A 24525-nucleotide genomic window follows, 5' to 3' on the forward strand; every position below is an offset into this window, starting at 1 on the left:
GGCGCAGCGACCACGTCGACGACGATGCGCAGCGCCGCCAGCGCCGGCACACCCGAGGCCAGCAGCATGGCGACGGACCGGTACAGCCGTGCCAGTGCCAGCACCCGCAGCCGCGGGCCCAGGCCGGGCAGGGTCCACAGCGCCGCCTGCGCGCGCTGGCGCACGGCCGGCTGGCGCAGCAACGTGAAGATCGCAAAGGCGACGGACGCGATACCGCCGATGACCGGACCCGGATGCGCCCCGGCCGTCTGGCCGAACTCGATCAGCACGCGCGAGGCCCAGGGCAGGTCGGCACTGGTCGCCTCCAGGATGCCGGCAAAGCGCGGCAGCACATAGAGCAGCAGGAACAGGATCACCGCGCCGCCCACGCCCAGCAGCATCAGCGGGTAGACCAGGGCGGCCACGAGGCGCGAGCGCAGCGCATCGACCCACGCCAGGTAGCGCGCATGCTGGGCCAGAGCCGTGGACAGCTGACCGGTGCGCTCGTTGGCCGCCACGATGGCGCAGATCAGCTCGTCGAAGGCCTGCGGCTGCTGGCGCAGCGCGACGGACAACGGCTGGCCCTGCTCGATCTGGCGGGTGACGGCGTCCAGCGCGGCGCGCACGCCGGGCTGGCCTTCCTTCTCGCGCAACGTATTCAGCGCTTCGAGCAGCGCGATGCCGGCGTCCATCAGCACGGCCAGTTCCTGGCTGAAGAGTTGCAGTGGGAACTTGGCTGTACGGCGCCAGGGTTTCTTGTTCTCGGCCACCGCAAGTTCTTGGACTGCCAGCACATGCTGGGCTGGCACGCCGAGCACGCCAGCGACGGCGGCACGGTCGGGCGCCTCCACGCGCTCGGTGCTGACGGCACCCGCGCGCAGCACACGGGTCTGGAACTGCGGCACGAAAAGGTCTACCAAGAGGTGAGGTCGGCGTCCTCACCCTCACCGCCGGGGCGGCCGTCCTTGCCCAGGCTCAGCAGATCGTATTCGCCATGCTCGCCCGGGCTGCGGTACTGGTATTCGTTGCCCCAGGGGTCCTTGGGCACGGCCTTGGACAGATAGGGGCCGGCCCACTTGGGCTCGTCGGCCGGCTTGGCGACCAGCACCGCCAGGCCCTGCTCGGTGCTGGGGTAGCGGCCGACGTCCAGCCGGTACTGGTCCAGCGACTTGGTCAGCGCATCGATCTGGGCGCGGGTCGCCTTGACCTCGCTCTTGCCGATCTGGCCGAAGAACTTGGGGCCGACGTAACCGGCCAGCAGGCCGATGATGACCATGACGACCAACAGTTCAAGCAGGGTGAAGCCGCGCGGGCGTGCAGTGAAGGGGCGGGACATGGTCGATCAGGGTACAGCGGGAGGGCGACTGTTCAACGGCGGGCGTCGCGGAGCAATCGGGATTTGACCGACCCGCATTCTCAGGGGGCGGGCGAGGTGCGCTGAAAGCAGTGGGTTGGGCTCAGGCGCCGGATGGCCGCGGCTTTCCCCCGGGCGCTTGGCGACCTTTGCTGCGGAGTGGGGCAGGGCGTCCAACTACGGCAGACGCTCGTTGAGCGCATGAGGGGTATAGATTCGAGACCTGCCCCCGAATTTCGAATTTGCCGCATTTGCGCTCAATCCGAGCGCGACGAGTTGGTCAGCAAGGCCGCCGCTGCTCAACATACTCAGCTCAACGCTGCGTGAATCAGGCGACATCTACCTTGTAGCGCACCGATTGGCAATCTCGAAGTTGCTGTAGGAACCGTAGGAAGCTTGGACTTCGTTAGCGAAAAGTAGGTTTGGGCTACTTTACTACTGCCTCCTTGAACGTGGCTGGGATGAAAGCCAACGGGCCGGTGAGCTGATCACGCGTAAAGACGCATGCGTCGCAGCCAGTGCCGTTCAGGTTCTTTTCAGTCAATAAGATTTGCTCGCCCTTATTCGGTGTGACGTAGACGAACCAGGAGAGATCGTCCTTTCTTGCGACAATCGCAACTCGCTTTCCAGACACAAGCGAGAGTTTGAACTTCCCGTCAGCGTCACTTGTCGTGACTATTGAATTTCCTTGAGTTGCCTGCGGAACATAGAAGGCAGCATTCCGTCCTGTAGCTAGTCCAACGACCGCATCTTTCGCCTCCCTAGCTCGTTCGTTTGCAGCCTTGAGACTCTTCGTCGCAGCCTGTACCGTCTCAACGGCGGACGATGCTAAACCTGCATTCGGCATTTGACTAGTTGATATGCGGGAAGCCGTGGCAAGCATCTGCGCCTGTTGAGCGTGGCCCATGGCTTGAGCCAAGGACTGCTTGCTGGAGTCGTGATCGGCTTTCAGTCGAGTGAATTCCGACGCCATGGCCGGCATTGCCGCTTTCAAGTTTTTGACGAGTGTGTCTTCCGGAACGACGTATATCTCTACCTGGGCAAGCTTCCTCGCAGAACCGGAAGAATCAATAAAGACTTGACCGTTCGTTTCGATCAACGGCGTGCAGCCCGTCATCGCTGCTGTAAGAAGGCAATAAGCGGTTGCTCGAATCTTCATAGTTAACTCCCTGATAACTCAACAAATTCAACGGGTCCGGCGATAGTCGGGCAGGTTATTTGGGCCAACCCGATCGATGCATTGTTTGTCAGATCGACTGAGCCAGCGTGCAGTTGTTGGTCGCGTTGTCGGTGCAGGGGCCCTGCCAGCGGATGCGTGTCGCCGCAGCGGGTGGCAGCGGCGCGCGGCCGTCCAGCGGCTGACCACGCACGCCTGTAAAGCTCGCCAGCGTTGTCCACGCCGACCCCTGCAGGTATTGCAGGCTGTAGCGGCTGCCCGGGCGAAGGCTGCGCGTCTTGATCCGGTATTCACCCGCCACGATGGCAAAGCTCGGCGTGTCGCGGAAGGGCTGGGCCAGCGGCTCGCCGACGAACAGGCCCTGCCCCGGCCACTGCACGGCCTTCCAGTAGGCCTCGATGGCCGTCGCGCCGCGCCAGTAGTGGTCGATCAGCACCGAGGCGCGCGAGAACTTCTGCGGCAGGTTGCAGGGCTCCTCGACCGTGCCGTAGCTGGCGGTGGCGCCGGCCTCCAGCCAGGCGGTGATGGGCATCTGGCCGCCCCCCGAGGGCAGCACGCCGCCGGTGGAAGTCAGCGTGTCGGCCAGGGCGCCGGGGCGGAACTGCAGCGTCGCCAGGTTGCCGACGTTGACGAGGCCGGTCAGGTAAAAGAGCACGCCGCTCTTGCCGGACAGCGCGTCAGCGTTGGCCGGGCCGGCGCTGTTGTCCACGTAGTTCAGCGCCAGCGCGCTGCCCCAGGCCGCGGGCAGGCCGCTGAAGTCTTCCCAGCGCACGGCGCGGTTGGCGTCAGTCGTGCGCACCAGCCAGCCCTCGCCGGCCGGCCGGCTGGCGTCGGCCGCCACGCCGCGATTGATCAGCGCCTGGGCCGCCGCCAGCGTGCCGGCGCCCAGCAGCATGGAGGGCCGCAGCTGCACGTCGGCCTGCGGGCGGCGCGCCTCGCTGTCGTACAGCGGCGACGCGAGCGTGGTCGCGCAGGCATTGGTGGCCGGGTTGACATTGCAATAGCGTTCGTCAAAGCCAAAGGCCATCGCGCTGGTGATGCCCATGCGGCAAGCGCCGACGACGCGGCTGGGCGCGGTCCAGGTCAGCAGCGTGGCCTGGGTACCGGGCGGCAATTTGGCGTCAATGTCGGATTTGAGCAACGCAAAGTCGGCTGCCGAGATGGTGTCGCTGGCGGTATTGACCCGCACGCGGACCAGGTTGCCGGCCGGCACTCCGCGCGTGGCGAGGTAGGCGGCACCAGCCGCTTCGCTGAGCGCATCGCCCTCCGCAACGATAACGGCGAGGTCGGCCGGCACGAGGCCGGTTGCCGGCAGGCTCAATGTGAGCGTCTTCCCTATGCCGGCACCCCCGCCGTCGTCACCGCCGCTGGCGCCACCGCCACCTCCGCCACAGGCCGTCAGGAAGGGCAGCAACAGGAGCGGCAGCGATGGATTGAGACGGCGCATGGGGTGATTCTGACCGCGCCGGCACGCCCTTCGGGCTGCACGAATTTGGGGCAAAACGCACCTTTCGCACCCGGCGAACCCGGAATTACCCCAGTGCCGTGCACCGCGGCGGGGCAATACATTCTCGCCACTCGACGCGGTTCCGGGCTCCGGTCCAGGACCGCCGGGCGGGTCGTGAGGAGACAAGACAAGCGGCAAGCGCACAAGGGTTGCTTCGTAATCCCGAAGACAATCACACCGGCCACCAAGGCACCCCTTGGTGGCCGTTTTCTTTGGTGGACTGGAGCCCCTCGTCCACGGATTACCCTGGCCGGTCCCCCGTGGGAACGGCGATGCTCGCGAACATCAAGCCACCCGCACATCGCCAGACGGGCCGGCTTGGGGCGGCCCGGCGCTCGGCCCGATAAAGGCACGACGGCCGCGCGGCGCTGATGATCAAACCCAGTGGACATGCTCGACCTCGTTACTGTTGCCCTCGCCTCCCTGCTCGCCGGCTTCATCGACGCGGTGGCGGGTGGGGGCGGGCTGGTGCTCGTGCCGGCCCTGTTCAGCACCTTCCCGACCGCCTCGCCGGCCACGCTGATGGGCACGAACAAGGGCGCGGCGATCTGGGGCACGGGCTGGGCGACGCTGCAGTATGTGAAGCGGGTCGACCTGCCATGGAAGCGGCTGATGCCGGCGGCGGCGATGGCCGGCCTCGGCAGTTTTGCCGGCGCCTGGGCGCTGACCATGGTCAGCGCCGACGGCCTGCGCAAGGCGCTGCCGCTGGTGCTGCTGGCCGTGCTCGTCTACACACTGGCGAAGAAGGACCTGGGCCGAGAGCACAAGCCGCGCTTCACGGGGCGCGCCGAGGCCTGGGTCGCCGGTGGCATCGCGCTGACCATCGGTTTTTACGACGGCTTCTTCGGCCCCGGCACGGGCAGCTTCTTCGTCTTCCTGTTCGTGCGGCTGCTGGGTTATGACTTCCTGCATGCATCCGCCACGGCCAAGCTGATGAACCTGCTGACGAACGCGTTCGCGATCACGCTGTTCGTCAGCAAGGGCCACATCTGGTGGCACATCGCGGCGGTCATGGCGGTGACCAATGTGATCGGCAGCTTGTTGGGCACGCGGCTCGCGCTCAAGCACGGCGCCGGCTTCGTGCGCGGCGCCTTTGTCATCGTCGTCAGCGCGCTCATCCTGAAAACAGCCTGGGACGCCTTCTTCCGCTGATCTACCATCCAGCATCCCCCCAGCGCCTCCCTCATTCACCATGCCCGTCGATCCTCAACTGCGCAATCTGGACATAGAGATCCCGACCCAGCCCGAGGTCCTGGTCAAGCTCTCGCTGCTGATGGCGGCCGAGGACATCGACCTGCAGGCCATGTCCTCGCTGGTCGAGACCGACATGGCCCTGGCGGCCGCCGTCATGAAGGCGGTCAACTCCTCGCTCTATGGTCTGCGTGGCCGCGTGCAGACCGTGCACCAGGCGCTGACCTATCTGGGCATGCGTGAGGTCGCCGCCATCACCTTCGAGATGGGCCTGCGCGCCGCCTTCCCTGCTGCGGCCGAGCTGGAATCGGTGTGGTCACGCGCCTCGCAGCGCGGGCTGCTGATGGGCCGCATGGGCCAGATGCTCGGCGTGGACCCCTGGGCCGCCCACTCGGCGGGCCTGTTCGAGGAATGCGGCAAGGCCGTGCTCTACCGCCATGCGCCGACGCACTACCCGGCCATGCTGCGCGCGGCCACGCGTGATATCGAGCTCGTCGAGCTGGAGCGCACCGCCTTCGGTGTCAGCCACGACGCCCTCGGCGCGGCGCTGTGCGAGAGCTGGGGCCTGGCCCCGGCTGCCGTGGCCAGCGTGCGCCATCACGTCGAGATCCAGACGACGCTGACGATGCCCGAAAGCCTGGCACGCCGCAGCGTTAGCGCGATCTCGACGGTGGCATGGGCGCTGCTGACGCTCCCCGAACAACTCGACGAAATCGCCAGCCAGATCGCGCCGCAGGCCCAACTCGACGAGACGCTGGTGCTGCGCGCCGCGCGGCGCGTCAACGAGCAGTTGCTGGCCGCCCAGGAACACGGGCGCTAGAGCGTCCGGGCCGCCCAAGCCGGCCCGCGCAGCGAGGTGCTTGCGGCTCAATGCCGCGCGCATCGCTGTCCCTCTGGGGGCTGAGGCCGGACACATGGCGCCCAGTGGGCGTGACATGCCCAACGCGGCGCCGCCTGCAAGACCGGGCGAGGGGTTTTGTCTCAAGCCGCCAGGCTGAGCCGGTCGCGGCCGGCGTGCTTGGCGATGTAGAGCGCCTCGTCGGCCGCCTGCAGCAAGGCCTGAGCGCTCAGATACGGATGGGCCGGGCTGGCCGCCGCCAGACCGACGCTCAACGTCAGGCTGCCTTGTCCATCGGGCAGGCGCAAGGCGCGCAGCTCGTCGCGCAACGACTCCAGCACGCCTTGCGCCTCCGCCATGCCGAAGCCGGGCAGCAGCGCGACGAACTCCTCGCCACCCAGGCGGGCGACGACATCGGTGTCGCGCTTGAAGCGCTCGCTCAGCAGTGCCGCCACGCGCTGCAGCACCAGGTCGCCGACGGCCGTGCCGTGGTCGAGGTTGAACTGCTTGAACTGGTCCAGGTCCAGCACCGCCACCGCGAGCAGGCCGCGTTGGCGCTGGGCACGCTTGAACTCCCGGCGCAGCGCCTCGTCGAAGGCGCTCTGGTTGGCGATGCCGGTCAGCGCATCGGTGCGCGCCAGGCTGGCCAGTTCACGCTGGTTGGCCTGGAGTGCGGAATTCGCCTCCTCCAGCAGATGACGCTGCTGGGCCAGCTCGCGCCGCAGTTCGCGCGCCTCCTGGTCCTGCTGCCACAGCGAGCCGCGGGCGCGTTGCATGGCATGGCCGATGCGTTCCAGCTCGGCCGCAAGGCCGGGCCTTGGCCCCACCGCGTGCGGCGTCAACGGCACCGGCGCTGATTCCATCGCTTCGCAGCCGGCCGCAAGCTGGCGCAGCGGCCTGAGCAGCAGCGATTCGATGAGGACAAGCTGGGCGGCGCTGAGCAGCAGCACCAGCCAGGCGCTGCGCGCCAGGCCCTCGGCCAGCGACTGATAGCCGCCGGCGCTCCATTCGAAAACCGCGACGATGGCGGCCGTCAGCAACGGCACCGCCAGGCTCAGCCGCAGCCGCAGCGACCCCAGCCGGCGCGGGCTGACACGGTCCAGGGGTTCGGCAAGGGAATCGGTGCTCATGATGGCGCGGGCAGCAGCACAAATTGTCACGGGCGCCTTCCAAGCGTTCGCTCGGGGTTTGTCTGCAGGGAACGCTGCCTGCCGGCGTGCACGCCGCGCCAGTACGGCCCCCGGTCTGGCGGGTGCTGCCCGAAGTTCCTGGCCCGAGGCCAGCAGCTCCATCGACTTGGCATGGCCGATCGCGGGTCTACAGCCAGAGGGCCCCAGCGCAGCGCCGACCACTGTCATTGGCTGACGCCCGCCCCGCGGCGGGATCAGGAGGCGGTCTGCGGGGTGGCGCCGGGTTCGCCGCCGTCGGCTGCCACCGTGCGGTTGCGGCCAGCGCGCTTGGCGTTGTAGACGGCGCGGTCGGCCGCCGACAGCAGGTCGGCAAAACTCGTCGCGCTGGTCGGCAGCATGGCCAGGCCGACGGACAGGGTTGCGCCGACGGTGCCGCCGTCGGGCGTCACGAAGGGCGCGTCCTGCACCATCAGCCGGATGCGCTCGGCCACTTCGCAGGCACCGGCCATGTCGGTGCGCGGCAGCAGCACGACGAACTCCTCGCCGCCGTAGCGCGCCGCCAGGTCGCCGGTGCGCAGCGAGCGCAGGATCAGCCCGCCCACCTGACGCAGCACCTCGTCGCCGACGGGGTGGCCGTGGCGATCGTTGATGGCCTTGAAGTGGTCGATATCCAGGAACAGGCAGGCCAGCGGGTAGCGGTGGCGCACGGCCTGGCTGAATTCGATGAGGCTGCGATGGTCGAAGTAGCGGCGGTTGTGCACGCCGGTCAGGCCGTCGGTCATGCCGGCGCGGCGCAGGCGCTCGCGGTTGAGCATGCTCTCGATGGCGATGGCCGCGATGGCCGAGAGGCGGTCCAGGAACTTCGTGCCCGACGTGGCGTCGTAGCGCTCGGGGTCGCGTGAGCCCAGGTGCAGGCTGCCGATCAGCAGGCCCTGGCGGATCAGCGGCAGCAGCGCGGCCGAGCGCACCGCAGGTTCCGCGCTGAAGGCCCGGGCCAGCAGCGCTTCATCAGCCCCCGGACCGATCAGACGCGTCGTGCGCGCGGTGCCGAACAGGTCCTTCAGCGGGCCGTGGCCGTCCAGCAGCTTGGGTGCCTTGACCATGGGCAGGGCCGGCAGCGCGCGGCGCAATTCTTCCTCGGGGTCAAGCAGCCAGAGCTCGGCGGCATCCAGGCCGAAGTCGTCGCGGCAGTCGACCAGCAGCAGGTTCACCAGCTCTTCCATCGACGTCACCGCCATCAGCCGGCGCTCCAGCGCGTCGAAGCGGTCCAGCTTGCGTTCATTGGCCGTGGCGGCGTCGAGCAGCGACTGCAACCGGCGGCGCAGTTCCTGGACCTGGGCTTGAGGATCGGGCGCGTTCATGACGGCGCGATTGTGGGGGCGCCGCGCTCGAAGTGGCGTGGCCGGCCTGTGACGGGGTCCAGGAACGCGATCGCCCGCGCCACCAGCTGCAGCGGGGCATCAAGGCGGGGCGGGTTCTCGTGCGGCTGCAGCACCGGGTAGATGCGGTCGCCGACGATGGGCAGGCCCAGCGCGTTCATCTGTGCGCGCAGCTGGTGCTTGACGCCCGTGCGGGGGCGCAGCTCGTAGCGCGCCAGGCCCTGGTGCGCGCCCCCCAGCAACTCGACCCGGTCGACCCAGGTTTCGGCGTTGGGTTCGCCGTCAACGACCTGCATCTGCATGAAGGCGTCGCCAGGGCGCTCGACCAGTCGGTGGCGCAGCACGCGCGGCCAGGGTCCGTCAGCGGCAGGCGCGACGGCCTCGTAGACCTTCTCGACGACGCGATCGCGAAACAGGTTCTGGTAGGCCGCGCGCTCGTCGGGCCGGACGCTGAAGACGACCAGACCGGCCGTTTCGCGGTCCAGCCGGTGAATGGGGCTGAGGTGCGGCAGACCGGTCGCGCGGCGCAGCCGCGTCAGCAGCGTCTGCTGCACATAGGCGCCGCCGGGCGTGACGGGCAGGAAATGCGGCTTGTCGGCCACCAGCAGATGCCTGTCCTGGAAGACGATGCGCTCCGCGAACGGGATCTCGGGTTCGACATCCAGCTCGCGCCAGTAGAACGCCCTGCAGTTGGGGCGGTAGGGCGCATCGCCGAGCGGTTGGCCGGCCTCGTCGACCACGTCGCCGCGGGCGATGCGCGCAGGCCAGTCGGCCACCCGTGGCAGGCGCTCGGCCAGGAAATCGGCCAGGTGGCGCCAGGGTCCCGGCGGGCAGAACACCGCGCTGGCGCCGACCCCCTCGCGCAGCGGCAACGCAGGCTTGAGCGGGCGTGCCACGCGCGTGAACGACTCAGTCGCCCTCGACCCACTCCATGCGAGCGCCCTGTTCGCCGATGTGCTCGACGACGTTGGGGTGGGCGCGGCGGATCGGCGTCGCGTTCTTGATCACGCTCTTGCCCGGGATGCTGGCCGCCACCATCAGCAGCGCGATGGCCACCCGGATGATGTAGGGGCTGTCCACCTCGGCCGGGCTCAGCGGCTTGCCGCCGAAGGTGATCATGCGGTGCGGGTCGCTCAGGAAGGCATGGGCGCCGAACTTGGCCAGCTCGCTGGTCCAGCCCATCGCGCCGTCGTAGATCTTGTTCCAGAACATCACGCTGCCCTCGGCCTTGACGCCGAGCGCGACGAAGATGGGCAGCAGGTCGACCGGCACATACGGCCAGGGCGCCGCTTCCACCTTCTGCAGGATGTTGCGCGTGAAGGGCTCCTTGACCTTGAGCGGGCCGGTCGTGACGCAGCGGCTCCAGCCGTCCTCGTGCACGATCTGCACGCCGAACTTGGCGAAGGTGCGGTCCAGCAGCGGGAACATCTCCGGCGCGCTGTTCTTCACGCGCACGTCGCCGCCGGTGATGGCGCCCAGGGCCAGGAAGGTGACGATCTCGTGGAAATCCTCGGTGAAGGTGTAGTCGGCACCGCCCAGCTCCTGCACGCCGGTGATCTTCAGCTTGGACGTGCCATGACCTTCGATCTTGGCGCCCAGCAGCGACATGAAGTTGCAGAACTCCTGCACATGCGGCTCGCTGGCAGCATTGGTCAGCGTGGACGTGCCGTCGGCCAGTGCCGCGCAGAGGACGAAGTTCTCGGTCGTCGTGACCGAGGCGTAGTCGGTCCAGTGCGCATTGGCCGTGAGGGGCCGATGCACGCGCAGGATGAGGCCGTCGGGCAGGCGCTCGACATGGGCGCCGAAGCGCTCGAACACCTCCACATGCGGGTCGATCTCGCGCGCGCCCAGCGTGCAGCCCTTGACGTCGTCCTCGATGCGCGCCGCGCCGAAGCGAGCCATCAGGCCGGGCACCAGCATGATGGAGGAGCGCATTTCCTCGGGCAGCCGGTCGACGTTGGGGTCGAAGCGGGTGTGTTCGTGATGCACGTCGAGGATGCCGGTCTTGAAGTCCAGCTCCACCTGTGAGCCGAGCTTCCTGAAGACCTCGACGATCTTCTTCACATCGGTGATCTCGGGCACGCCGCGCAGGCGCACCGGCTGCTTCGTCAGCAGCGTCGCGCACAGGATGGGCAGGACGGCGTTCTTGTTGGCCGAGGGGACGACGCGGCCGGACAAGGGCGTGCCGCCGTGGACGATCAGATGGGACATGGGTGCGGGCTCGAAGCGAAGCCGACATTGTCTTCGCTGCAAGGCCAGACTGCGCAGGCGGACCATGGTCCTTGAGCGGAGAGGGGCGCAGGCATGGTGAGGACTCAACCGGCCCAAAGGTCGGGCGTGTATTGCAGTGCGTGTGCGCGCAGTGCTGAAAGGCGTTCAAACGAGCGGTATACAAACATGCGCGTCTTGACACCTAGATGGCTTTCCAGGTTCGCGGCCACGGAGAAGCTACAACAATTGTTGAGACCGACAGTTCCGCCGTCGAAGCATTAAATCGGTCTGCAACTACAACGAGGCCACACGCGGGTCAGATTCAAGTTTTTAGCTCCATACCTTCACCCTCATTTAAGTATGCCCACAACTCTTTCTGCCTTCTTGGCAATATAACTTCTCGGCATTTCCGCGCATGCATCCGCCAATTGCGATGATATATACTCTTACGTAGAGCAGGCAGCGCCGACCGTACATGTAAATCTCGAAACGGGGGCGCTCGGCGCCGCTCAAGCTGTCTCGGTTGGGGAGCATCGTTCTGTAATATTGCGAGATCCAGCGACCAACTTGATTATTGGATTCAAGATGATCGATGGCTCGGTCCATTATCTTGACGGACGTACGGACGTCGCCCAGCCAAAAGAGCCTTCGGCGTCGAAAAGCGCGCCTGCCAAGCCGGACAGTCTATGTGATCGTGATAGCGGTGTGGGCCCATATGCTTCGGCGGTTCTTCCGACAGTTACGATCGAAGGCACTCGTGCGCAACAGCCATTTTTCTGGGCGGATACGCTCCAACAGCTGGGTTATACGCCGCCACTGCCCTCCCCCTTTGTGTCGGCATTGCCGACCATGACTGAGGAAGAGCGGCGGGCAAAGTGCAATCCGCAGACAAACGCTTGTTTGGCAAAAGCCAGCAACATCAGTTCATTTGCTTACGGCATTTGCTCCGCGGTAGCAGCCGAGGCGGGAATGAAGCGGGGGGGGGTCTGGGGCGGTGTAGTCATCACAGGCATCGCGGTAGCCTGTGTTGCTGGCATTGAGAACAGGAGACGTGATGCGGAGAACCAGTGCTTTGCCAAGCACGCTGACTGCATGAACGGTCAATGATCTTCGCTTGTTGATTCAGAATGGGCGGCCTGGAAATGGGCAGCCCTATTTATGTAAGTTCATTTTCAGCAATGTTCACAAAACGTGTCGGCTGGTGGTCCGCCAGCATTGCGCTATTCGGCGGTCTCTGTCTCTACAACAGTGATCATGAGCACACCGACTCAACGCAGCGGTCGGGCCACAACAGACAAGAAGTGCCCACAGATAGCCCGGTGACCGCTGCGAAGACTTCCGTCGCTGAACCGCAAGCATCTGCGCCGGACGTCGTTGCCAAAGTCGCGCCTGCGCAAGGCCTGCTGGAAGTGGGTTCCGAGGGTTATGCGCCATTCATTCAAGCAGCCCTCCAAACTGGTGGAAAAGCTGCGGTTGAAGCAGCCAATATTATTGGGCGATGCCGGGATATCGATAAACACGTAGAGTCCGTGTACGGGTTGGCCCAAGATCCCCGCATGACCAACAAAAATAAAGGCTATGTAGCGACGGTGGAATACGTTCAGCTAGAACAGCGCCGCTGCCAGACTGTAACTTCTGAACTGTTGCAGCGCCGCGGCGAGCTTCTGTTGAAAGCGACGGCGATGGGCGAATTCGGCGCCGCCGCCCTGTACGTCGGCGAAATGAAAGGGCGGATTCCGGCCGAAAGCAAACAAGTGGTCACACCGCAATTGCGCGCTGATGCCGAACGCGGCCACGCGGGAGCGCTTGCCATCCTGTCCGCCGGGAACGAGGAGTACAGCGGGAGCGCCGACGACAGAAAGGTTTACAAGGCAGCGTACAAGCGGGTTTCGAAGATTTCACCCGACGGAATATCCCCGTCAGTAGAAGCAGTGATGCGTGTGCTAGATAAAGATAGGGTTCTGTCCTTCGGTGATATTGATTTCTTCAAAAATGACTCGTTGAACGCTGACGCGTCGAGGCGGGTTGATGCGATCGTCGAGGCGCATCGAAATCTCGTTGCGAACGAGCCGCGCTGACATTTCGGCACGATGAGCGCCCCGTGCACACTGCCTCGAAAGCGTTTGAAGCGCGCAGGAAAGTGACAAGCAATGCTCGGTTCAAAACCGAACTGCGACATTGGCTTTGCGGTCAGTGAGCGACCCTGAATCCATTGACTTCGCTGGAACTCGCACCCTTGCCGAATGTATGGCCGCGGGCGAAGGTGCGGTCTCACGGCGTCTGAAGGCGCCCCCCCGGCCAGAAGGATTCAGCTACCGCCGTCCAGCCGCTTCGCGCGCGCCAGGCGCCAGGCATCGCCCGGGTCGGTGAAGACCTGCTCCGCCGTCGTGCCGGTTTCGCGCCCGGTGGCGTCAATGGCGATGCGCTTGTCGAACACATAGCACTCGCCCTGCCAGTCGCGCGCCGCGTCCTCGGGGAAGGCTTCGAGAAAGTTCAGGATGCCGCCGTCGAGCTGAGCCACCTGCAGGCCTTGCGCCCGCATCCACGCCGCCGTCTTCTCGCAGCGGATGCCGCCGGTGCAATACATCGCCACGGTCTTGCCCTGCCAGTCGTCGCGGTGCGCTTCGACATAGGCCGGGAAGTCGCGGAAGTGGGCGACGCCGGGGTCGATGGCGCCGCGGAAGCGGCCGAGCTTGAACTCAAACGTGTTGCGGTTGTCGAGCACGACAGTGTCGGGGTCGGCCAGCAGTTCGCGCCAGCGCTGCGGGCTGACGTGGGTGCCGGTGTCCTGCCCGCTGACGCCCGGCACACCGAAGGCGACGATCTCGCGCTTGACGGACACCTTGAAGCGACTGAAAGGGCGGCGCTCGCAGGCGTTGTGCTTGAAGTGCAGGCCTGCCAGACCGGGCTGAGCCTGCAGTTCGGCCTCGAAGGCCTGGACGGCATGCGCATCACCGGCGATGGCCGCGCTCAGGCCTTCCTCGGCCACCAGAACGACGCCACCAAGACCTCGCGCCGCGCCGCGTTCGCGCAACCATTCGGCGAAGGCCGTCGGCTCGGCCATCGGGGTAAAACGGTAGAAGGAGCTGTGCAGGAGAGCCATACCCGCGAATTGTCGACTCGTACACTGACCCGCCTATGTCCCGCCTCAAAGTCCTTCCCCAATACCTGATGCCCAAGCGGGCCATGACCCGCCTGGCCGGGCGCATTGCGAGCAAGCCGCGCGGCGGCATGACGACGTCGACGATCCGCCGCTTCGTGGCGCGCTATGGCGTCAACATGGACGAGGCCGCCGAGCCCAACATCACGGCCTACGCAACCTTCAACGACTTCTTCACGCGCGCGCTCAAGCCCGGCGCCCGGCCGCTGGCCGAGGCCCCGCTGGTCTGCCCGGTCGACGGCGCGATCAGCCAGGTCGGGCGCATCCAGGGCGATCAGGTCTTCCAGGCCAAGGGCCAGGCGTTTTCGACGACCGCACTGGTAGGTGGCGACGCGCAGTTGGCCGCCAAGTTCCAGGACGGCCTGTTCGCCAACCTCTATCTCAGCCCCAAGGACTACCACCGCATCCACATGCCCGCCGACGGCCGCCTGGTGCGCATGGTGCATGTGCCGGGCGCGCTGTTCTCGGTGAACCCGACCACGGCGCGCGGCGTGCCGGGGCTGTTCGCGCGCAACGAGCGGGTCGTCTGCGTGTTCGAGAACGACACGCTCGGAACTTGGGTGCTGGTGCTGGTGGGCGCCACCATCGTGGGCAGCATGACGACCGTCTGGCACGGCCCCGTGAGCCGGCGCGGGCCGGTGCGCGAATGGGACTACGAGCCCGGTCAGGTCACGCTGGCTCAGGGCGAAGAGTTGGGCCGATTCCTGCTGGGCTCCTCGGTCGTCATGCTGTTCGTGAAGAGCGCGCTGCAGTTCAACCCCGCCTGGCAGCCCGGCGGCGCGATCCGCATGGGCGAGCTGATGGCGCGTTAGACGGCCGCCTCACCACGTGAAGGTGACCACGCCGCTCGCGGGCAGTTCGTAGCTGAAGCGCTGGCCGGGTGCCTGCACCGTGAAGCGGCGCGGCGCGGTGGCGGAGTTGCTGACGATGAGCGCCGTGCTGCCGTCGGGGTTGGTGAAGGCGACATGGTCCAGGCCGGTCTGCTTGTTGCCGGCGCCGCTCGACTCGATGCGCCGCGCGTCGCGCAGCACGAAGCGGCTGGCGTGGCCGAAAGCGTAGTACTCGATGTTGCGCGTGACCTTGCCCGTCCTGGGATCGATGGTGACGACACCGCGGCAGTCCTTGCAGCCACCCAGGTGCGGGCCGTGCTGCGGGTCCAGCGCCAGGTTCCACATCAGCACGCCGCGCGCGCCGTGGCGGGTGCTGCCGATGATGAGGTTGCGCATCATCCAGGGCAGGGTCTCGGCCCACTGCGGCTTCCATTCGCCGCCCGAGCATTCGGTGAACCAGACGTCCAGCTCCGGGAAGTGCTGGGCCACCTGCGACTGCGCCGACACATCGCCCGCATAGCAATGCCAGGCCACGCCCGACACGTATTGGCGCGCCGTCTTGTCCGACAGCATGGACAGCGGGCTCCAAGGCTCGTCCCAGTTGTGGTCCCACTCCAGGATCTGGGTCTTCATGCCCTTGCTTTTCAGCAGGGGCCCGAGATGCTGGCCGACGACGGCGGCGCGGGTGCGCGGCGTCATGCGCATGCCGGGATAGTCGCCCGGTTCGAAGTGCGGCTCGTTCTGCAGCGTCAGCGCGAAGATGGGCACGCCCTCGGCCTTCATCTCCTCCACATAGCGCACCATGTAGCGGGCGAAGGCGCCGTAGAACTCGGGCTTGAGCTGGCCCTGCACGAGGCTGTCGGTCGTCTTCATCCAACCCGGGGCGCTCCACGGCGAGGCCATCACCTGCAGGTTCGGGTTGAGCGCCAGCGCCTGCTTCGTGGCGGGGATGACGTCTGCGCGCTCGGGGTCGAGGGAGAAGTTCTTCAGCGCCGGGTCGGTCTGGCCCGGCGGCATGTCGTTCAAGCTGTAGTGGCGGCGCGAGAAGTCGGAGGCGCCGATGGTCAGCCGCGTCAGGTCGAAGCCGACGCCGCCGTTTTCGCGCGTGAACAGCTCGCGCATCAACGCCTCGCGCTCCTTGTCTTTCAGGCCATTGCGGATCAGCCATGCCGAAGCCTCGCTGATGGCCGCGCCGAAGCCGGCCATGTGCTGGTACTGGCGCTTGGGGTCGATGCGGATGACCGCATCGGCCTTGACCGCCGGCCTGGCGACCGCGCCGGGCGCCAGCAGGTTCTGCTGATCGGCCGTGGTCAGGAAAGCCCGTACAGGTGCAGCGTTAGCACCCAGGGCGAATGCAGTCGACAAGGCGAGGATGAGTTTTTTCATGCCGTTGTGGGGGTCAGAGACGCTGTTCGCTGGCCGCGTCGAAGACGCTCAGCGCGGACTCGTCGATGTCGAAGGCCAGCTCGTCGCCGGCAACGATGCGGCGGCCGTCGTGCACCAGCACCGAGAAGCCCTGCTCGCCCAGCTTCATCCAGACGACCTGGTGGTTGCCCATGGGCTCGACGAGCTGCACCGTGGCGCGCCAGCGGCCGTCGGACTGCAGGCGCACATGCTCCGGCCGCACGCCAAGCACCAGGCCCTGGCCGGCCTTCACGCGGCCGTCGGCCAATTGCAGTGGCAGCGCGCCCTCCAGCGAGCGCCCGTCGGCGGCGACCTTGGCCGGCACCATGTTGATGGCGGGCGAACCCAGGAAGCCGGCGACGAAGAGGTTGGCGGGGCGCTCGTAGACCTCGCTGGGCGTGCCGATCTGCTGGATGACGCCGCTCTTCATGACGACGATGCGCGAGGCCAGCGTCATCGCCTCGACCTGGTCGTGGGTCACATAGATCATGGTGTTGCCCAGCGTCTGGTGCAGCAGCTTGAGCTCGCGGCGCAGCTCGGCGCGCAGCTTGGCGTCGAGGTTGGACAACGGCTCGTCGAACAGGAAGACGCCGGCCTCGCGCACCAGCGCCCGGCCGATGGCGACGCGCTGGCGCTGGCCGCCCGAGAGCTGGGCGGGCTTGCGGTCCAGCAGGGTGCTCAGCTGCAGCATCTCGGCCGCACGCGTCACGCGGCGCTCGATCTCGGCCTTGGGCACGCCGGCCACGCGCGGGCCGAAGCTCATGTTGCGCTCCACCGTCATCGTCGGGTACAGCGCATAGCTCTGGAAGACCATGCCGATGCCGCGCTCGGCGGGCTCGGCGTCGGTCATGTCCTGGCCGCCGATGTGGATGCGGCCGGCGCTGACGTCGATGAGGCCGGCGATGCTGTGCAGCAGCGTCGACTTGCCGCAGCCCGACGGGCCGAGCAGCACGAGGAACTCGCCTTCGACGACCTGGAGGTCCAGGCCCTTGATGACTTCGTTATGCCCGAACTTGATGCTCAGGCTCTGGATGTTGACACCACTCACTTCACGGCTCCCGCTGCAATGCCGCGGACGAACCAGCGGCCGGAAATCAGATAGACCAACAAGGGCACCGCCGACGTCAGGATCGTCGCGGCCATGTTGAGGTTGTAGAGGCGCTCGCCCGTCGTCGTGTTGATGACGTTGTTGAGCTGCACCGTCATCGGCTGGTTCTCGCGGCCCGCGAAGGTCAGGCCCAGGATGTAGTCGTTCCACACGCCGGTGATCTGCATGATGGCCGCGACGATCAGCATGGGCGTGGACATCGGCAGCACCAGCTGGATGAAGATGCGCCAGAAGCCGCCGCCGTCCACGCGCGCCGCCTTGAACAGCTCGGTCGGCAGGCTGGCGTAGTAGTTGCGGAACAGCAGCGTCATGATGGGCATGGCGAAGATGACATGCACGAGCACGATGCCGGGCAGGCTGCTGTAGATGCCGATGGCGGCCTCCAGCTTGACGAGCGGGAATATCATCACCTGGATGGGGATGAAGGCGCCGATCATCAGCACGGCGAACAGCCATTCGCCGCCCTTGGGCTTCCACCAGCTGAGCGCATAGCCGTTGATGGCGCCGAGCAGGATGGGCAGGATGACCGACGGCACCGTGATGGCGACCGAGTTCCAGAAGCCGCCGCGGATGCCCTCGCAGTTCACCCCCGTGCAGGCCTGGCTCCAGGCGGCGTACCAGGCATCCAGCGAGGGGGCGGACGGCAGCGCGAAGATCTGGCCGAGGCGGATCTCCTCCATGCTCTTGAACGAGGTCGTCAGCATGACGTAGAGCGGCAGCAGGAAGAAGGCGGCAGCGAACAGCAGGAAGGCGTAGACGCCGATGCGCGCCCATTGGGCAGTGGCCTTGCGCTTCATGCGTGGCCTCCCTTGGCCTTCTGGCGGCTGCGCGCATAGGCCAGCGGCGCGATCAGGGCCAGCACGGTCAGCAGCAGCACCACGGCGCCGGCCGAGGCCAGGCCCAGGTTGGCGCGAGCGAACAGGTGGTCCATGATGAACTTGGCCGGCACGTCGCTGGCGAGGCCGGGCCCGCCCTGGGTCATCGCGACGACGGTGTCGAAGACCTTCACGACGCCGACGGCCAGCAGCGTGAAGACGGTCGCCAGCGTCGGTCCCAGCATGGGCAGCACGACGGAGAGATAGGTGCGCCAGGTGGGGATGCCGTCCAGCCGCGTGGCCTTCCAGATCTCCTCGTCAATGCCGCGCAGGCCCGCGAGCATCAGCGCCATCACCAGCCCTGCCCCTTGCCACGTCCCGGCGATGGCGACGGTGTAGATGACCATGTCCTGGTCGACGATCCAGTCGAACTCGAAACTCGTCCAGCCCAGCTGATGCATGGCGTTCTGCAGGCCGCTCTCGGGGTTGAGCACCCATTGCCAGACCAGGCCGGTGGCGACAAAGGACATCGCGTACGGGTACAGGAAGGCGGTGCGCAGCACGCCCTCGCCACGCACCTTCTGGTCGATGAAGACGGCGAGCAGGAAGCCGATGACCATCGCCGCGGTGATGAAGAGCACGCCGTAGACGGCCAGGTTGTGGATGGCGTGCTGCCAGCGGTCGTTGTCGAGCAGGCGCTCGAACTGCTGCAGGCCGACGAAGTCGTCCTTGGGGAAGGTGCGCGAGCTGGACAGCGAGGTCCGCACGGTCCACAAGACCGTGCCGATATAGCCGACGCAGACGATGAGCGCCAGAGGCAGCAGCGCACCCCAGGCCGCGAGGGAACGGCGCTTCATGCTCAGGACTTCAACGCGTTGACGATGTCCTTCTGGACCTTCTCGACCGGCAGGTTGCGGTTCCAGAACGACGTCAGCACGTCCTGCAGCGCGCCGTTCTGGTCGGGCGTGATGTAGATCTCGCCATTGCCGAGCTGGCGGGCCTTGTTCTTCATCGCCGCCACGCCCATCTGGCCGCACAGGTCCATCTTGCTGACGTCGACGTCGGTGCGGATGGGGATGGAACCCTTCTTGATGCTGAAGGCGACCTGGGTGGCGGGCTGGGTGATGACGCTGGCCAGCAGCTGCTGGGCCTTGACCTGGTCGGGCTTGCTGGTCTTGGGGAAGACCATCACGTCGCCCTGGATGATGTAGGGCGCGTTGGGGCCGAAGCCGGGCGCGCAGCCGTAGTCCTTGCCGGCCTCCTGCTTGGCCTGGGCGAACTCGCCCTTGGCCCAGTCGCCCATGATCTGCACGCCGGCGCGGCCGCTGATCAGCAGGGCGGTGGCGTCGTTCCAGTTGCGGCCGGGGGAGCCCTTGTCGGTGTAGCCCTGCAGCTTCTTGTAGGCGAGCAGCACCTTCTTGAACTCCTCGCCCATGATGGCCTTGGGGTCGCGGTCGCGGAAGATCTTCAGGTACAGGTCACGGCCACCGTAGTGCGCCAGCGTGGCGGTGAAGACGATGCCGTCCTGCCAGGGCTGGCCGCCGTGGGCCAGCGGCACCAGGCCGGCAGCCTTGAGCTTGTCCAGCGCGGCGAAGAGTTCGTCAAAGCTCTTGGGCTCCTCCGCGATGCCGGCCTTCTTGAAGGCGGCCTTGGAGAACCAGAACCAGCTCATGTTGTGGATGTTGACCGGCGCCGCGTAGTAATGGCCGTTGACGCGGATGGCCTGCAGCACGGTCTCGGGCAGGAACTTGTCCCAGCCGTCGCGCTTGGCGACTTCGTCGACGTTGTTGAGCAGGCCTTGGTCGACGATGTCGCGGAACTGCTGCGTCGTGTTGAACTGCGCGGCGGTCGGCGGGTTGCCGCCGGCAATGCGGTTGATGGCGACCGAGCGGGCCTGCTCGCCCAGCGCGATGGCCGTGTCCACCCACTGCCCACCCTGGGCCTTGTAGGCCTCGGCCAGGGTCTTGACGGCGGCGGATTCGCCGCCGGAGGTCCACCAGTGGATGACCTCGGCCTTCAGCGGCGCGGCCGGTTGGGCAGAGGCGGGAAAGGCGGCGGCAACGAGAACGGCAGCGGCCAGGGCGGGGCTGGGGAACTTCATCTTGTCTCCGAATCTTGTGGTGCGGCGAGGCGCAGTGTGCCCCGGTCAGGCGCGCCGCGCTTCAGGGTCGACCCTGTAATATTTCATTTAGAAACCGCCTGTACCCCCGAATAGGCGGCCACTATTGCATTAATTATTCGTTCAGGAATCGGCCATACCAGAGGCCGCTGTCCTTCAGCGTGCGCGCTTGAGTGGCGTAGTCCACATAGGCCAGGCCGAAGCGGCGCAGATAGCCCTCGGCCCACTCGAAGTTGTCCAGCAGGCTCCAGGCGAAGTAGCCCTTGACCGGCACGCCGGCGTCCATCGCCTGCTTCACGGCAGACAAGTGGCGCTGCAGATACGACAGGCGCTGGGCGTCGTGCACGCGGCCGTCAGCGGTCATCTGGTCCTCGAAGGTGGAGCCGTTCTCGGTCAGCTGGATCACCGGCGGGTTGTAGTCGCGCTGGATGCGGGTCAGCAGGTCGACCAGGCCCTGCGGCGACACCTCCCAGCCAAAGCCGGTGCGCTCGACGCCCTCACGCTCGACCAGGCTGGCGCGCATCGGACCCCCGTCTGCGTCGTTGCCGACCATCTCGGGGAAGTAGTAGTTCACCCCGAGGAAGTCGGTCGGTGCGGCGATCTCGTCCAGGTCGCCCGCCTGCACCTTGGGGGCGGCGTTCCCGAACGACGCCAGCAGCTCCAAGGTGTCGGCGGGATAGCCGCGGCCGAACAGCGGGTCCAGGAACCAGCGGTTGCGCAAGCCGTCGTGGCGCTTCAACGCGGCCGCATCCTCAGGGCTATCGGACGCAGCCGTGATGGGGTGGAGGCTGAGCGTGATGCCGATCTGCGCGCCGGCCGAGTTCTTGCGGATCACTGGAACCGCCTGGCCGTGGGACAGCAGCACGTGGTGGCAGGCCTGCAGCGCGTCGGCCAGGCTCTTGCCGCCGGGGGCGTGCACGCCCTCCCAGTAACCCATCATGCAGGAGCACCAGGGCTCGTTGTGCGTGATCCAGTGCTTGACGCGGTCGCCCAGGCGGCGCGTGACGATGTCGGTGTATTCGAGGAATGCGCCGATGGTGTCGCGGTTGACCCAGCCGCCCTGCTCTTGCAGCGGCTGCGGCAGGTCCCAGTGGTAGAGCGTGGCCCAGGGGTCCAGGCCGCGCGCCAGCATGCCGTCCACCAGGCGGTCATAAAAGGCCAGGCCGGCTTCGTTCACCCGGCCACGCCCCTCGGGCAGGATGCGCGGCCAGGCGATGGAGAAGCGGTAGGCGTTGACGCCCAGCCCCTTGGCCATGTCCAGGTCCTGCGGCCACAGGTGATAGTGGTCGCAGGCCACCAGCGCGTTGGAGCCATCGCGGATCCGACCGGGCTCACTGCAGAAGCGGTCCCAGATGGACTCGCCTTTGCCGTCCTCGCGGCCGGCGCCCTCGATCTGGAAGGATGAGGTGGACACGCCCCAACGGAAGTCGGCGGGGAAGTCTTGGCGTTTCGGGGCGGTGTGGGAGCTCATGCTTCGGATGTGAGGGCGCCGGCGATGAAGCCGGCGCGGGGTCAGGGAACGGTCAGAACTTGTAGCTGCCGCCGACCAGGAGCTGCCGCCCGTAGGACGTGTAGCGCTCCGGCAGCGTGGCGGTGGGGTCGGCGGAACCGGTGGAGACACCGACGCGGGTGCGATAGGGCTCATCGGTGAGATTGTTGACCTGCAGCGTCAGCGACAGGCCCTTGAGGGGACCCGACTCGAACGAATAGCCGAACTGCGCGTCCAGGACGGTCTCGCTGGAGATCATGCTCGGCACGTTCTCGCCGAAAGTGCCCCGAACCGTCGTCACGAAAGGCGAGCGGTGGCGGCTGCCGATGCGGGCCGAGAAGTTGTCGCGCTCGTAGTAGACGGTGAAATTGCTGACGGTGCCCGACATGCCGTCCAGCGGTTTGGTCAGGTCATTGCCCTCGTGCAGCGAACTGCGGGTCTTGGAGAAGCCCACCTGCACGCCGATGCCGTCGAGCGCGGGGGTGAGCAGCGAGCCGTCGAGCACGCCGCTGACCTCGGTGCCGGCAATCATGCCGCCGTTGCCGTTGGACTGCGTGCTCAGCGTGCCGATGTTGCTGTAGGGCGTGAAGGCCGTCGGGTTGGGGAAGCCGCTGAAGTCGAAGTCGATGGCCTGCGAATAGACGAAGTTCTTGATGTTGCGGTGGAACGCCGCCAGGGCCACATAGCTGCGCTTGTCGATGTAGTGCTCCAGCGACAGGTCGGTCGCGTCGGCACGCCAGGGCTCCAGCCTGGGGTTGCCGCCATTGGCGGACCACAGATGCGGCTGGGTCGTGCTGACGCTGATGCCCGCGAAGCCGGCGCGCATGTCCTCCATGTTCGGGCGCGCCATGACCCGGGCCAGGCCGAAGCGCAGCATGGTCTTGGGCGTCAGGTCGACCGTGAGGTTCAGGTTGGGCAGCACGTCCGTGTAGCTGGTGCCGCCGGTGGCCGGCTCGGTCGTGCTGGTCTTGCTGTTCCACAGCAGGCCGTTGCTCCACTGCTTGGCGTGCACGGCGCGCAGACCCAGGTTGCCGTGGATGGGCAGGCCCCAGTCGAACTCGAAGCCGAGCTTGGCATAGGCCGTCGTGACCTTCTCGTGCACCTGCCAGATGCGGCCCGGCGCCTGGTCAGCCGCCGTCGGCACGACGTCGTACAGGCCCAGCGCGCTCGGCAGGTCGAAGTTCACCATGCGAATGGGGCTGCCGGCAAAGCTCAGGTTGCTCGGCTCGCGCAGCAGGTTGGACGGCACCAGCATCGGCGCGCGGCCGTTCTTGAGGTTGTAGTTCACCTCGGTGCGGTTCATGTCCTTGTCGCGCTCGGAATAGAGCAGGCCGCCCTCGACGCTCGAGAGCCAGCCATCGAAGTTGCGGCTGGCGCTGAGCCTGATGGCCTTGGCCTCGTCGCTGACCTTGGGGAACTGGCTGCGGCCCTCGCGGCCCCAGTTGGCGGGGTCGCGCAGGTAGATGTTCTTGGCGTCGGCAAAGTCGAAGGTCGGCGCGAAGGTAGAGCGGCCATCGCCGGTGACGATACCGACCTGCCCCAGGCTGACGCGGTTGAGTGAGCCCGCCTGCAGTTCGGCGTTCTGCTCGTCGCGACGGGCCTTGGACCAGCTCAAGTCCGCTGCCAGCTTCCAGTCGGCCAGCTTCAGCTCGCTGTTCCAGCCCACGGCACGCACATCATCCTGGCGCTTGTTGAAGGTGGTCAGCGCCACCGGCGTGGTGTTGTTGACGATGCCGCTGGTGACGATCTTGTCGCCGTTGACATTGGTCGTCTGCGCATTCGTCCAGGTCGCGCCGGACCAGGTCGACATGTCGGACATCACCGTGCGGCGCGCCTCGGTCTGATCGAACTTGGAGTAGTAGAGATCCAGCGCGCTCTGGAAGGCGGCGTTGGGCTTGTACTGCAGCACGCCCATCAGGCCGTTGCGCTGCTGGCGAGATGACGCGGCTCCGAGCTCGAAACCCTGCAGCGCCACCGCATCCGTCGGCACACCCGGCAGCGGCGCGCCCCAGTCGTTGGTGTTGGCCCACCACCAGCTTTTGTAGTGCTTCTCCTGGCTGGGCGAATCCAGGTGGGCGAAGCCAACGGCAGCGCCCCAGGTGCGGTCGACCGACTGCGTCACATAGGAGGCGCTCAGGCGCTTGCCGGTGCCCGAGATCTCCGGGTTCAGTGAACCATTGGAGTTGCGCTCCATGCGCCCGCTGATGACCGCCTGCGTCTTGCCGAAGTCCAGCGGACGCAGCGTCTTCATGTTGATGGTGCCCGACAGGCCCTGCACGGCCAGGCTCGGGTCGGGCGTCTTCAGCACGTCCGCGCCATTGATCAGCTCGGACGGGAACTGATCGAACTCCACCGAGCGGTTGTCGCCGGTGGAGACGATCTCGCGGCCATTGAGCAGCGTCACGCCGTAGCGCGGCGCCATGCCGCGGATGCTGATGACCGAGGCGCGGCCGCCCACGCGCTGGGCCGTCAGGCCGGGCAGGCGCGAGATCGCATCGGCGATGGACACGTCGGGCAGCTTGCCGATGTCCTCGGCCGACACCGACTCGACGATGGAATCCGCATTGCGCTTGTTGCTCAGCGATGACTCCAGACTGGCCCGGAAGCCGCTGATGGTGACGGTTTCGAGCTTCTGCTCGTTCCCCGGTGCGGTCTGGGCCGAAGTCTGGGCAATGGCCAGCGGTGCGCTCAGCAGGCCGGCACAGACGGCCGCGACAGGGGTGAGACGGGTGCGCCGCCGGGGCGAAGGCGCGAAGGCGTGCCGAGCGACACGCAGCTTGAGGGTGTGCATTCTTGGGTCTCCTGGTTCATCTTGTTCGCTGCTTGGGAGGCCA

At 66.7% G+C, this 24525-nt stretch carries 21 protein-coding genes; 5 read left to right on the forward strand and 16 right to left on the reverse strand.

The annotated features are described in order from the left end of the window. From ACT6S0_RS13550 to ACT6S0_RS13565, 4 genes are all read right to left on the reverse strand, one after another. On the reverse strand, nt 1-899 hold an 899-nt coding region (locus tag ACT6S0_RS13550; RefSeq protein WP_444764354.1), incomplete at its 3' end, for a type II secretion system F family protein. Continuing rightward, nucleotides 893-1315, reverse strand: a complete 423-nt coding sequence (gspG, locus tag ACT6S0_RS13555; protein WP_444764355.1) for a type II secretion system major pseudopilin GspG — start codon at nt 1313-1315, stop codon at nt 893-895. The genes gspG and ACT6S0_RS13550, both read right to left, overlap by 7 nt. 445 nt (nt 1316-1760) lie before the next feature. Further along, a complete protein-coding gene (locus ACT6S0_RS13560; protein WP_444764356.1) occupies nt 1761-2492 on the reverse strand; it encodes a hypothetical protein in 732 nt (243 codons plus the stop codon). A gap of 88 nt (nt 2493-2580) precedes the next feature. Then, entirely contained in the window at nt 2581-3957 is a 1377-nt protein-coding gene (locus ACT6S0_RS13565) for a TIGR03790 family protein (RefSeq protein WP_444764357.1), read from the reverse strand. A gap of 450 nt (nt 3958-4407) precedes the next feature. Here ACT6S0_RS13565 and ACT6S0_RS13570 point away from each other — a divergent pair, with 450 nt between their 5' ends. Next, nucleotides 4408-5169: a sulfite exporter TauE/SafE family protein gene (locus ACT6S0_RS13570; protein WP_444764358.1), complete on the forward strand. Its 762-nt coding sequence runs from the start codon at nt 4408-4410 to the stop codon at nt 5167-5169. 40 nt (nt 5170-5209) lie between these two features. Beyond that, nucleotides 5210-6028, forward strand: coding sequence for an HDOD domain-containing protein (locus ACT6S0_RS13575; protein ID WP_444764359.1), 819 nt, complete (start codon nt 5210-5212; stop codon nt 6026-6028). 161 nt (nt 6029-6189) lie between these two features. Here ACT6S0_RS13575 and ACT6S0_RS13580 read toward each other — a convergent pair whose 3' ends face one another. The 4 genes from ACT6S0_RS13580 to ACT6S0_RS13595 form a co-directional block, all read right to left on the reverse strand. Then, nucleotides 6190-7176 (reverse strand): GGDEF domain-containing protein, encoded by a 987-nt coding sequence (locus ACT6S0_RS13580; protein WP_444764360.1) that lies wholly within the window; start codon nt 7174-7176, stop codon nt 6190-6192. Between the two features lie 254 nt (nt 7177-7430). Then, nucleotides 7431-8537, reverse strand: a complete 1107-nt coding sequence (locus ACT6S0_RS13585) for a DUF484 family protein (RefSeq protein ID WP_444764361.1) — start codon at nt 8535-8537, stop codon at nt 7431-7433. Further along, a complete protein-coding gene (locus ACT6S0_RS13590; RefSeq protein ID WP_444764362.1) occupies nt 8534-9451 on the reverse strand; it encodes a pseudouridine synthase in 918 nt (305 codons plus the stop codon). The genes ACT6S0_RS13585 and ACT6S0_RS13590 overlap by 4 nt, the downstream gene beginning before the upstream one ends. A 13-nt stretch (nt 9452-9464) precedes the next feature. Further along, nucleotides 9465-10766: a UDP-N-acetylglucosamine 1-carboxyvinyltransferase gene (locus ACT6S0_RS13595; protein ID WP_444764363.1), complete on the reverse strand. Its 1302-nt coding sequence runs from the start codon at nt 10764-10766 to the stop codon at nt 9465-9467. 585 nt (nt 10767-11351) lie between these two features. Here ACT6S0_RS13595 and ACT6S0_RS13600 point away from each other — a divergent pair. Both ACT6S0_RS13600 and ACT6S0_RS13605 read left to right on the forward strand, forming a co-directional pair. Further along, entirely contained in the window at nt 11352-11873 is a 522-nt protein-coding gene (locus ACT6S0_RS13600; protein ID WP_444764364.1) for a hypothetical protein, read from the forward strand. A 20-nt stretch (nt 11874-11893) separates the two neighbouring features. Further along, the gene (locus tag ACT6S0_RS13605) at nt 11894-12844 is read left to right on the forward strand and encodes a hypothetical protein (RefSeq protein ID WP_444764365.1); all 951 of its coding nucleotides are present in this window, start codon (nt 11894-11896) and stop codon (nt 12842-12844) included. A gap of 230 nt (nt 12845-13074) precedes the next feature. On the opposite strand, the gene trhO is transcribed toward ACT6S0_RS13605, so the two are convergent. Next, entirely contained in the window at nt 13075-13869 is a 795-nt protein-coding gene (gene trhO / locus ACT6S0_RS13610) for an oxygen-dependent tRNA uridine(34) hydroxylase TrhO (protein WP_444764366.1), read from the reverse strand. Between the two features lie 35 nt (nt 13870-13904). On the opposite strand from trhO, the gene asd reads away from it, so the two are divergent. After that, nucleotides 13905-14738: an archaetidylserine decarboxylase gene (gene asd / locus ACT6S0_RS13615; protein WP_444764367.1), complete on the forward strand. Its 834-nt coding sequence runs from the start codon at nt 13905-13907 to the stop codon at nt 14736-14738. 9 nt (nt 14739-14747) lie between these two features. Here the strand turns inward: asd and ACT6S0_RS13620 are convergent, their stop codons facing one another. The 7 genes from ACT6S0_RS13620 to ACT6S0_RS13650 form a co-directional block, all read right to left on the reverse strand. Continuing rightward, nucleotides 14748-16142 (reverse strand): glycoside hydrolase family 30 protein, encoded by a 1395-nt coding sequence (locus tag ACT6S0_RS13620; RefSeq protein ID WP_444764368.1) that lies wholly within the window; start codon nt 16140-16142, stop codon nt 14748-14750. 13 nt (nt 16143-16155) lie between these two features. Continuing rightward, nucleotides 16156-17208, reverse strand: coding sequence for an ABC transporter ATP-binding protein (locus ACT6S0_RS13625; RefSeq protein ID WP_444764369.1), 1053 nt, complete (start codon nt 17206-17208; stop codon nt 16156-16158). Further along, nucleotides 17205-18065, reverse strand: coding sequence for a carbohydrate ABC transporter permease (locus tag ACT6S0_RS13630; protein WP_444764370.1), 861 nt, complete (start codon nt 18063-18065; stop codon nt 17205-17207). The genes ACT6S0_RS13625 and ACT6S0_RS13630 overlap by 4 nt, the downstream gene beginning before the upstream one ends. Beyond that, nucleotides 18062-18940 (reverse strand): carbohydrate ABC transporter permease, encoded by an 879-nt coding sequence (locus tag ACT6S0_RS13635; protein ID WP_444764371.1) that lies wholly within the window; start codon nt 18938-18940, stop codon nt 18062-18064. The genes ACT6S0_RS13630 and ACT6S0_RS13635 overlap by 4 nt, the downstream gene beginning before the upstream one ends. 2 nt (nt 18941-18942) lie before the next feature. Further along, on the reverse strand, nt 18943-20184 hold the full coding sequence (locus tag ACT6S0_RS13640; protein WP_444764372.1) for an ABC transporter substrate-binding protein: 1242 nt from the start codon (nt 20182-20184) through the stop codon (nt 18943-18945). Between the two features lie 133 nt (nt 20185-20317). Beyond that, a complete protein-coding gene (locus ACT6S0_RS13645; protein WP_444764373.1) occupies nt 20318-21673 on the reverse strand; it encodes a GH1 family beta-glucosidase in 1356 nt (451 codons plus the stop codon). 52 nt (nt 21674-21725) lie between these two features. Beyond that, nucleotides 21726-24482: a TonB-dependent receptor gene (locus ACT6S0_RS13650; RefSeq protein ID WP_444764374.1), complete on the reverse strand. Its 2757-nt coding sequence runs from the start codon at nt 24480-24482 to the stop codon at nt 21726-21728. Nucleotides 24483-24525 lie beyond the last annotated feature (43 nt).

Origin of the sequence: Roseateles sp. (assembly GCF_052436255.1) — a bacterium.
Lineage (GTDB): Bacteria > Pseudomonadota > Gammaproteobacteria > Burkholderiales > Burkholderiaceae_C > Pelomonas.

Excerpts from the sequence above, each read along its gene's own strand:
- ACT6S0_RS13580 (WP_444764360.1), bottom strand. The coding sequence starts at position 7,176 with ATGAGCACCGATTCCCTTGCCGAACCCCTGGACCGTGTCAGCCCGCGC.
- ACT6S0_RS13565 (WP_444764357.1), bottom strand. The coding sequence starts at position 3,957 with ATGCGCCGTCTCAATCCATCGCTGCCGCTCCTGTTGCTGCCCTTCCTG.
- ACT6S0_RS13575 (WP_444764359.1), top strand. The coding sequence starts at position 5,210 with ATGCCCGTCGATCCTCAACTGCGCAATCTGGACATAGAGATCCCGACC.
- ACT6S0_RS13560 (WP_444764356.1), bottom strand. The coding sequence starts at position 2,492 with ATGAAGATTCGAGCAACCGCTTATTGCCTTCTTACAGCAGCGATGACG.
- ACT6S0_RS13570 (WP_444764358.1), top strand. The coding sequence starts at position 4,408 with ATGCTCGACCTCGTTACTGTTGCCCTCGCCTCCCTGCTCGCCGGCTTC.
- ACT6S0_RS13620 (WP_444764368.1), bottom strand. The coding sequence starts at position 16,142 with ATGAAAAAACTCATCCTCGCCTTGTCGACTGCATTCGCCCTGGGTGCT.
- ACT6S0_RS13585 (WP_444764361.1), bottom strand. The coding sequence starts at position 8,537 with ATGAACGCGCCCGATCCTCAAGCCCAGGTCCAGGAACTGCGCCGCCGG.
- ACT6S0_RS13600 (WP_444764364.1), top strand. The coding sequence starts at position 11,352 with ATGATCGATGGCTCGGTCCATTATCTTGACGGACGTACGGACGTCGCC.
- asd (WP_444764367.1), top strand. The coding sequence starts at position 13,905 with ATGTCCCGCCTCAAAGTCCTTCCCCAATACCTGATGCCCAAGCGGGCC.
- gspG (WP_444764355.1), bottom strand. The coding sequence starts at position 1,315 with ATGTCCCGCCCCTTCACTGCACGCCCGCGCGGCTTCACCCTGCTTGAA.
- ACT6S0_RS13595 (WP_444764363.1), bottom strand. The coding sequence starts at position 10,766 with ATGTCCCATCTGATCGTCCACGGCGGCACGCCCTTGTCCGGCCGCGTC.
- ACT6S0_RS13645 (WP_444764373.1), bottom strand. The coding sequence starts at position 21,673 with ATGAGCTCCCACACCGCCCCGAAACGCCAAGACTTCCCCGCCGACTTC.
- ACT6S0_RS13605 (WP_444764365.1), top strand. The coding sequence starts at position 11,894 with ATGGGCGGCCTGGAAATGGGCAGCCCTATTTATGTAAGTTCATTTTCA.
- ACT6S0_RS13630 (WP_444764370.1), bottom strand. The coding sequence starts at position 18,065 with ATGAAGCGCAAGGCCACTGCCCAATGGGCGCGCATCGGCGTCTACGCC.
- ACT6S0_RS13650 (WP_444764374.1), bottom strand. The coding sequence starts at position 24,482 with ATGCACACCCTCAAGCTGCGTGTCGCTCGGCACGCCTTCGCGCCTTCG.
- ACT6S0_RS13635 (WP_444764371.1), bottom strand. The coding sequence starts at position 18,940 with ATGAAGCGCCGTTCCCTCGCGGCCTGGGGTGCGCTGCTGCCTCTGGCG.
- ACT6S0_RS13640 (WP_444764372.1), bottom strand. The coding sequence starts at position 20,184 with ATGAAGTTCCCCAGCCCCGCCCTGGCCGCTGCCGTTCTCGTTGCCGCC.
- trhO (WP_444764366.1), bottom strand. The coding sequence starts at position 13,869 with ATGGCTCTCCTGCACAGCTCCTTCTACCGTTTTACCCCGATGGCCGAG.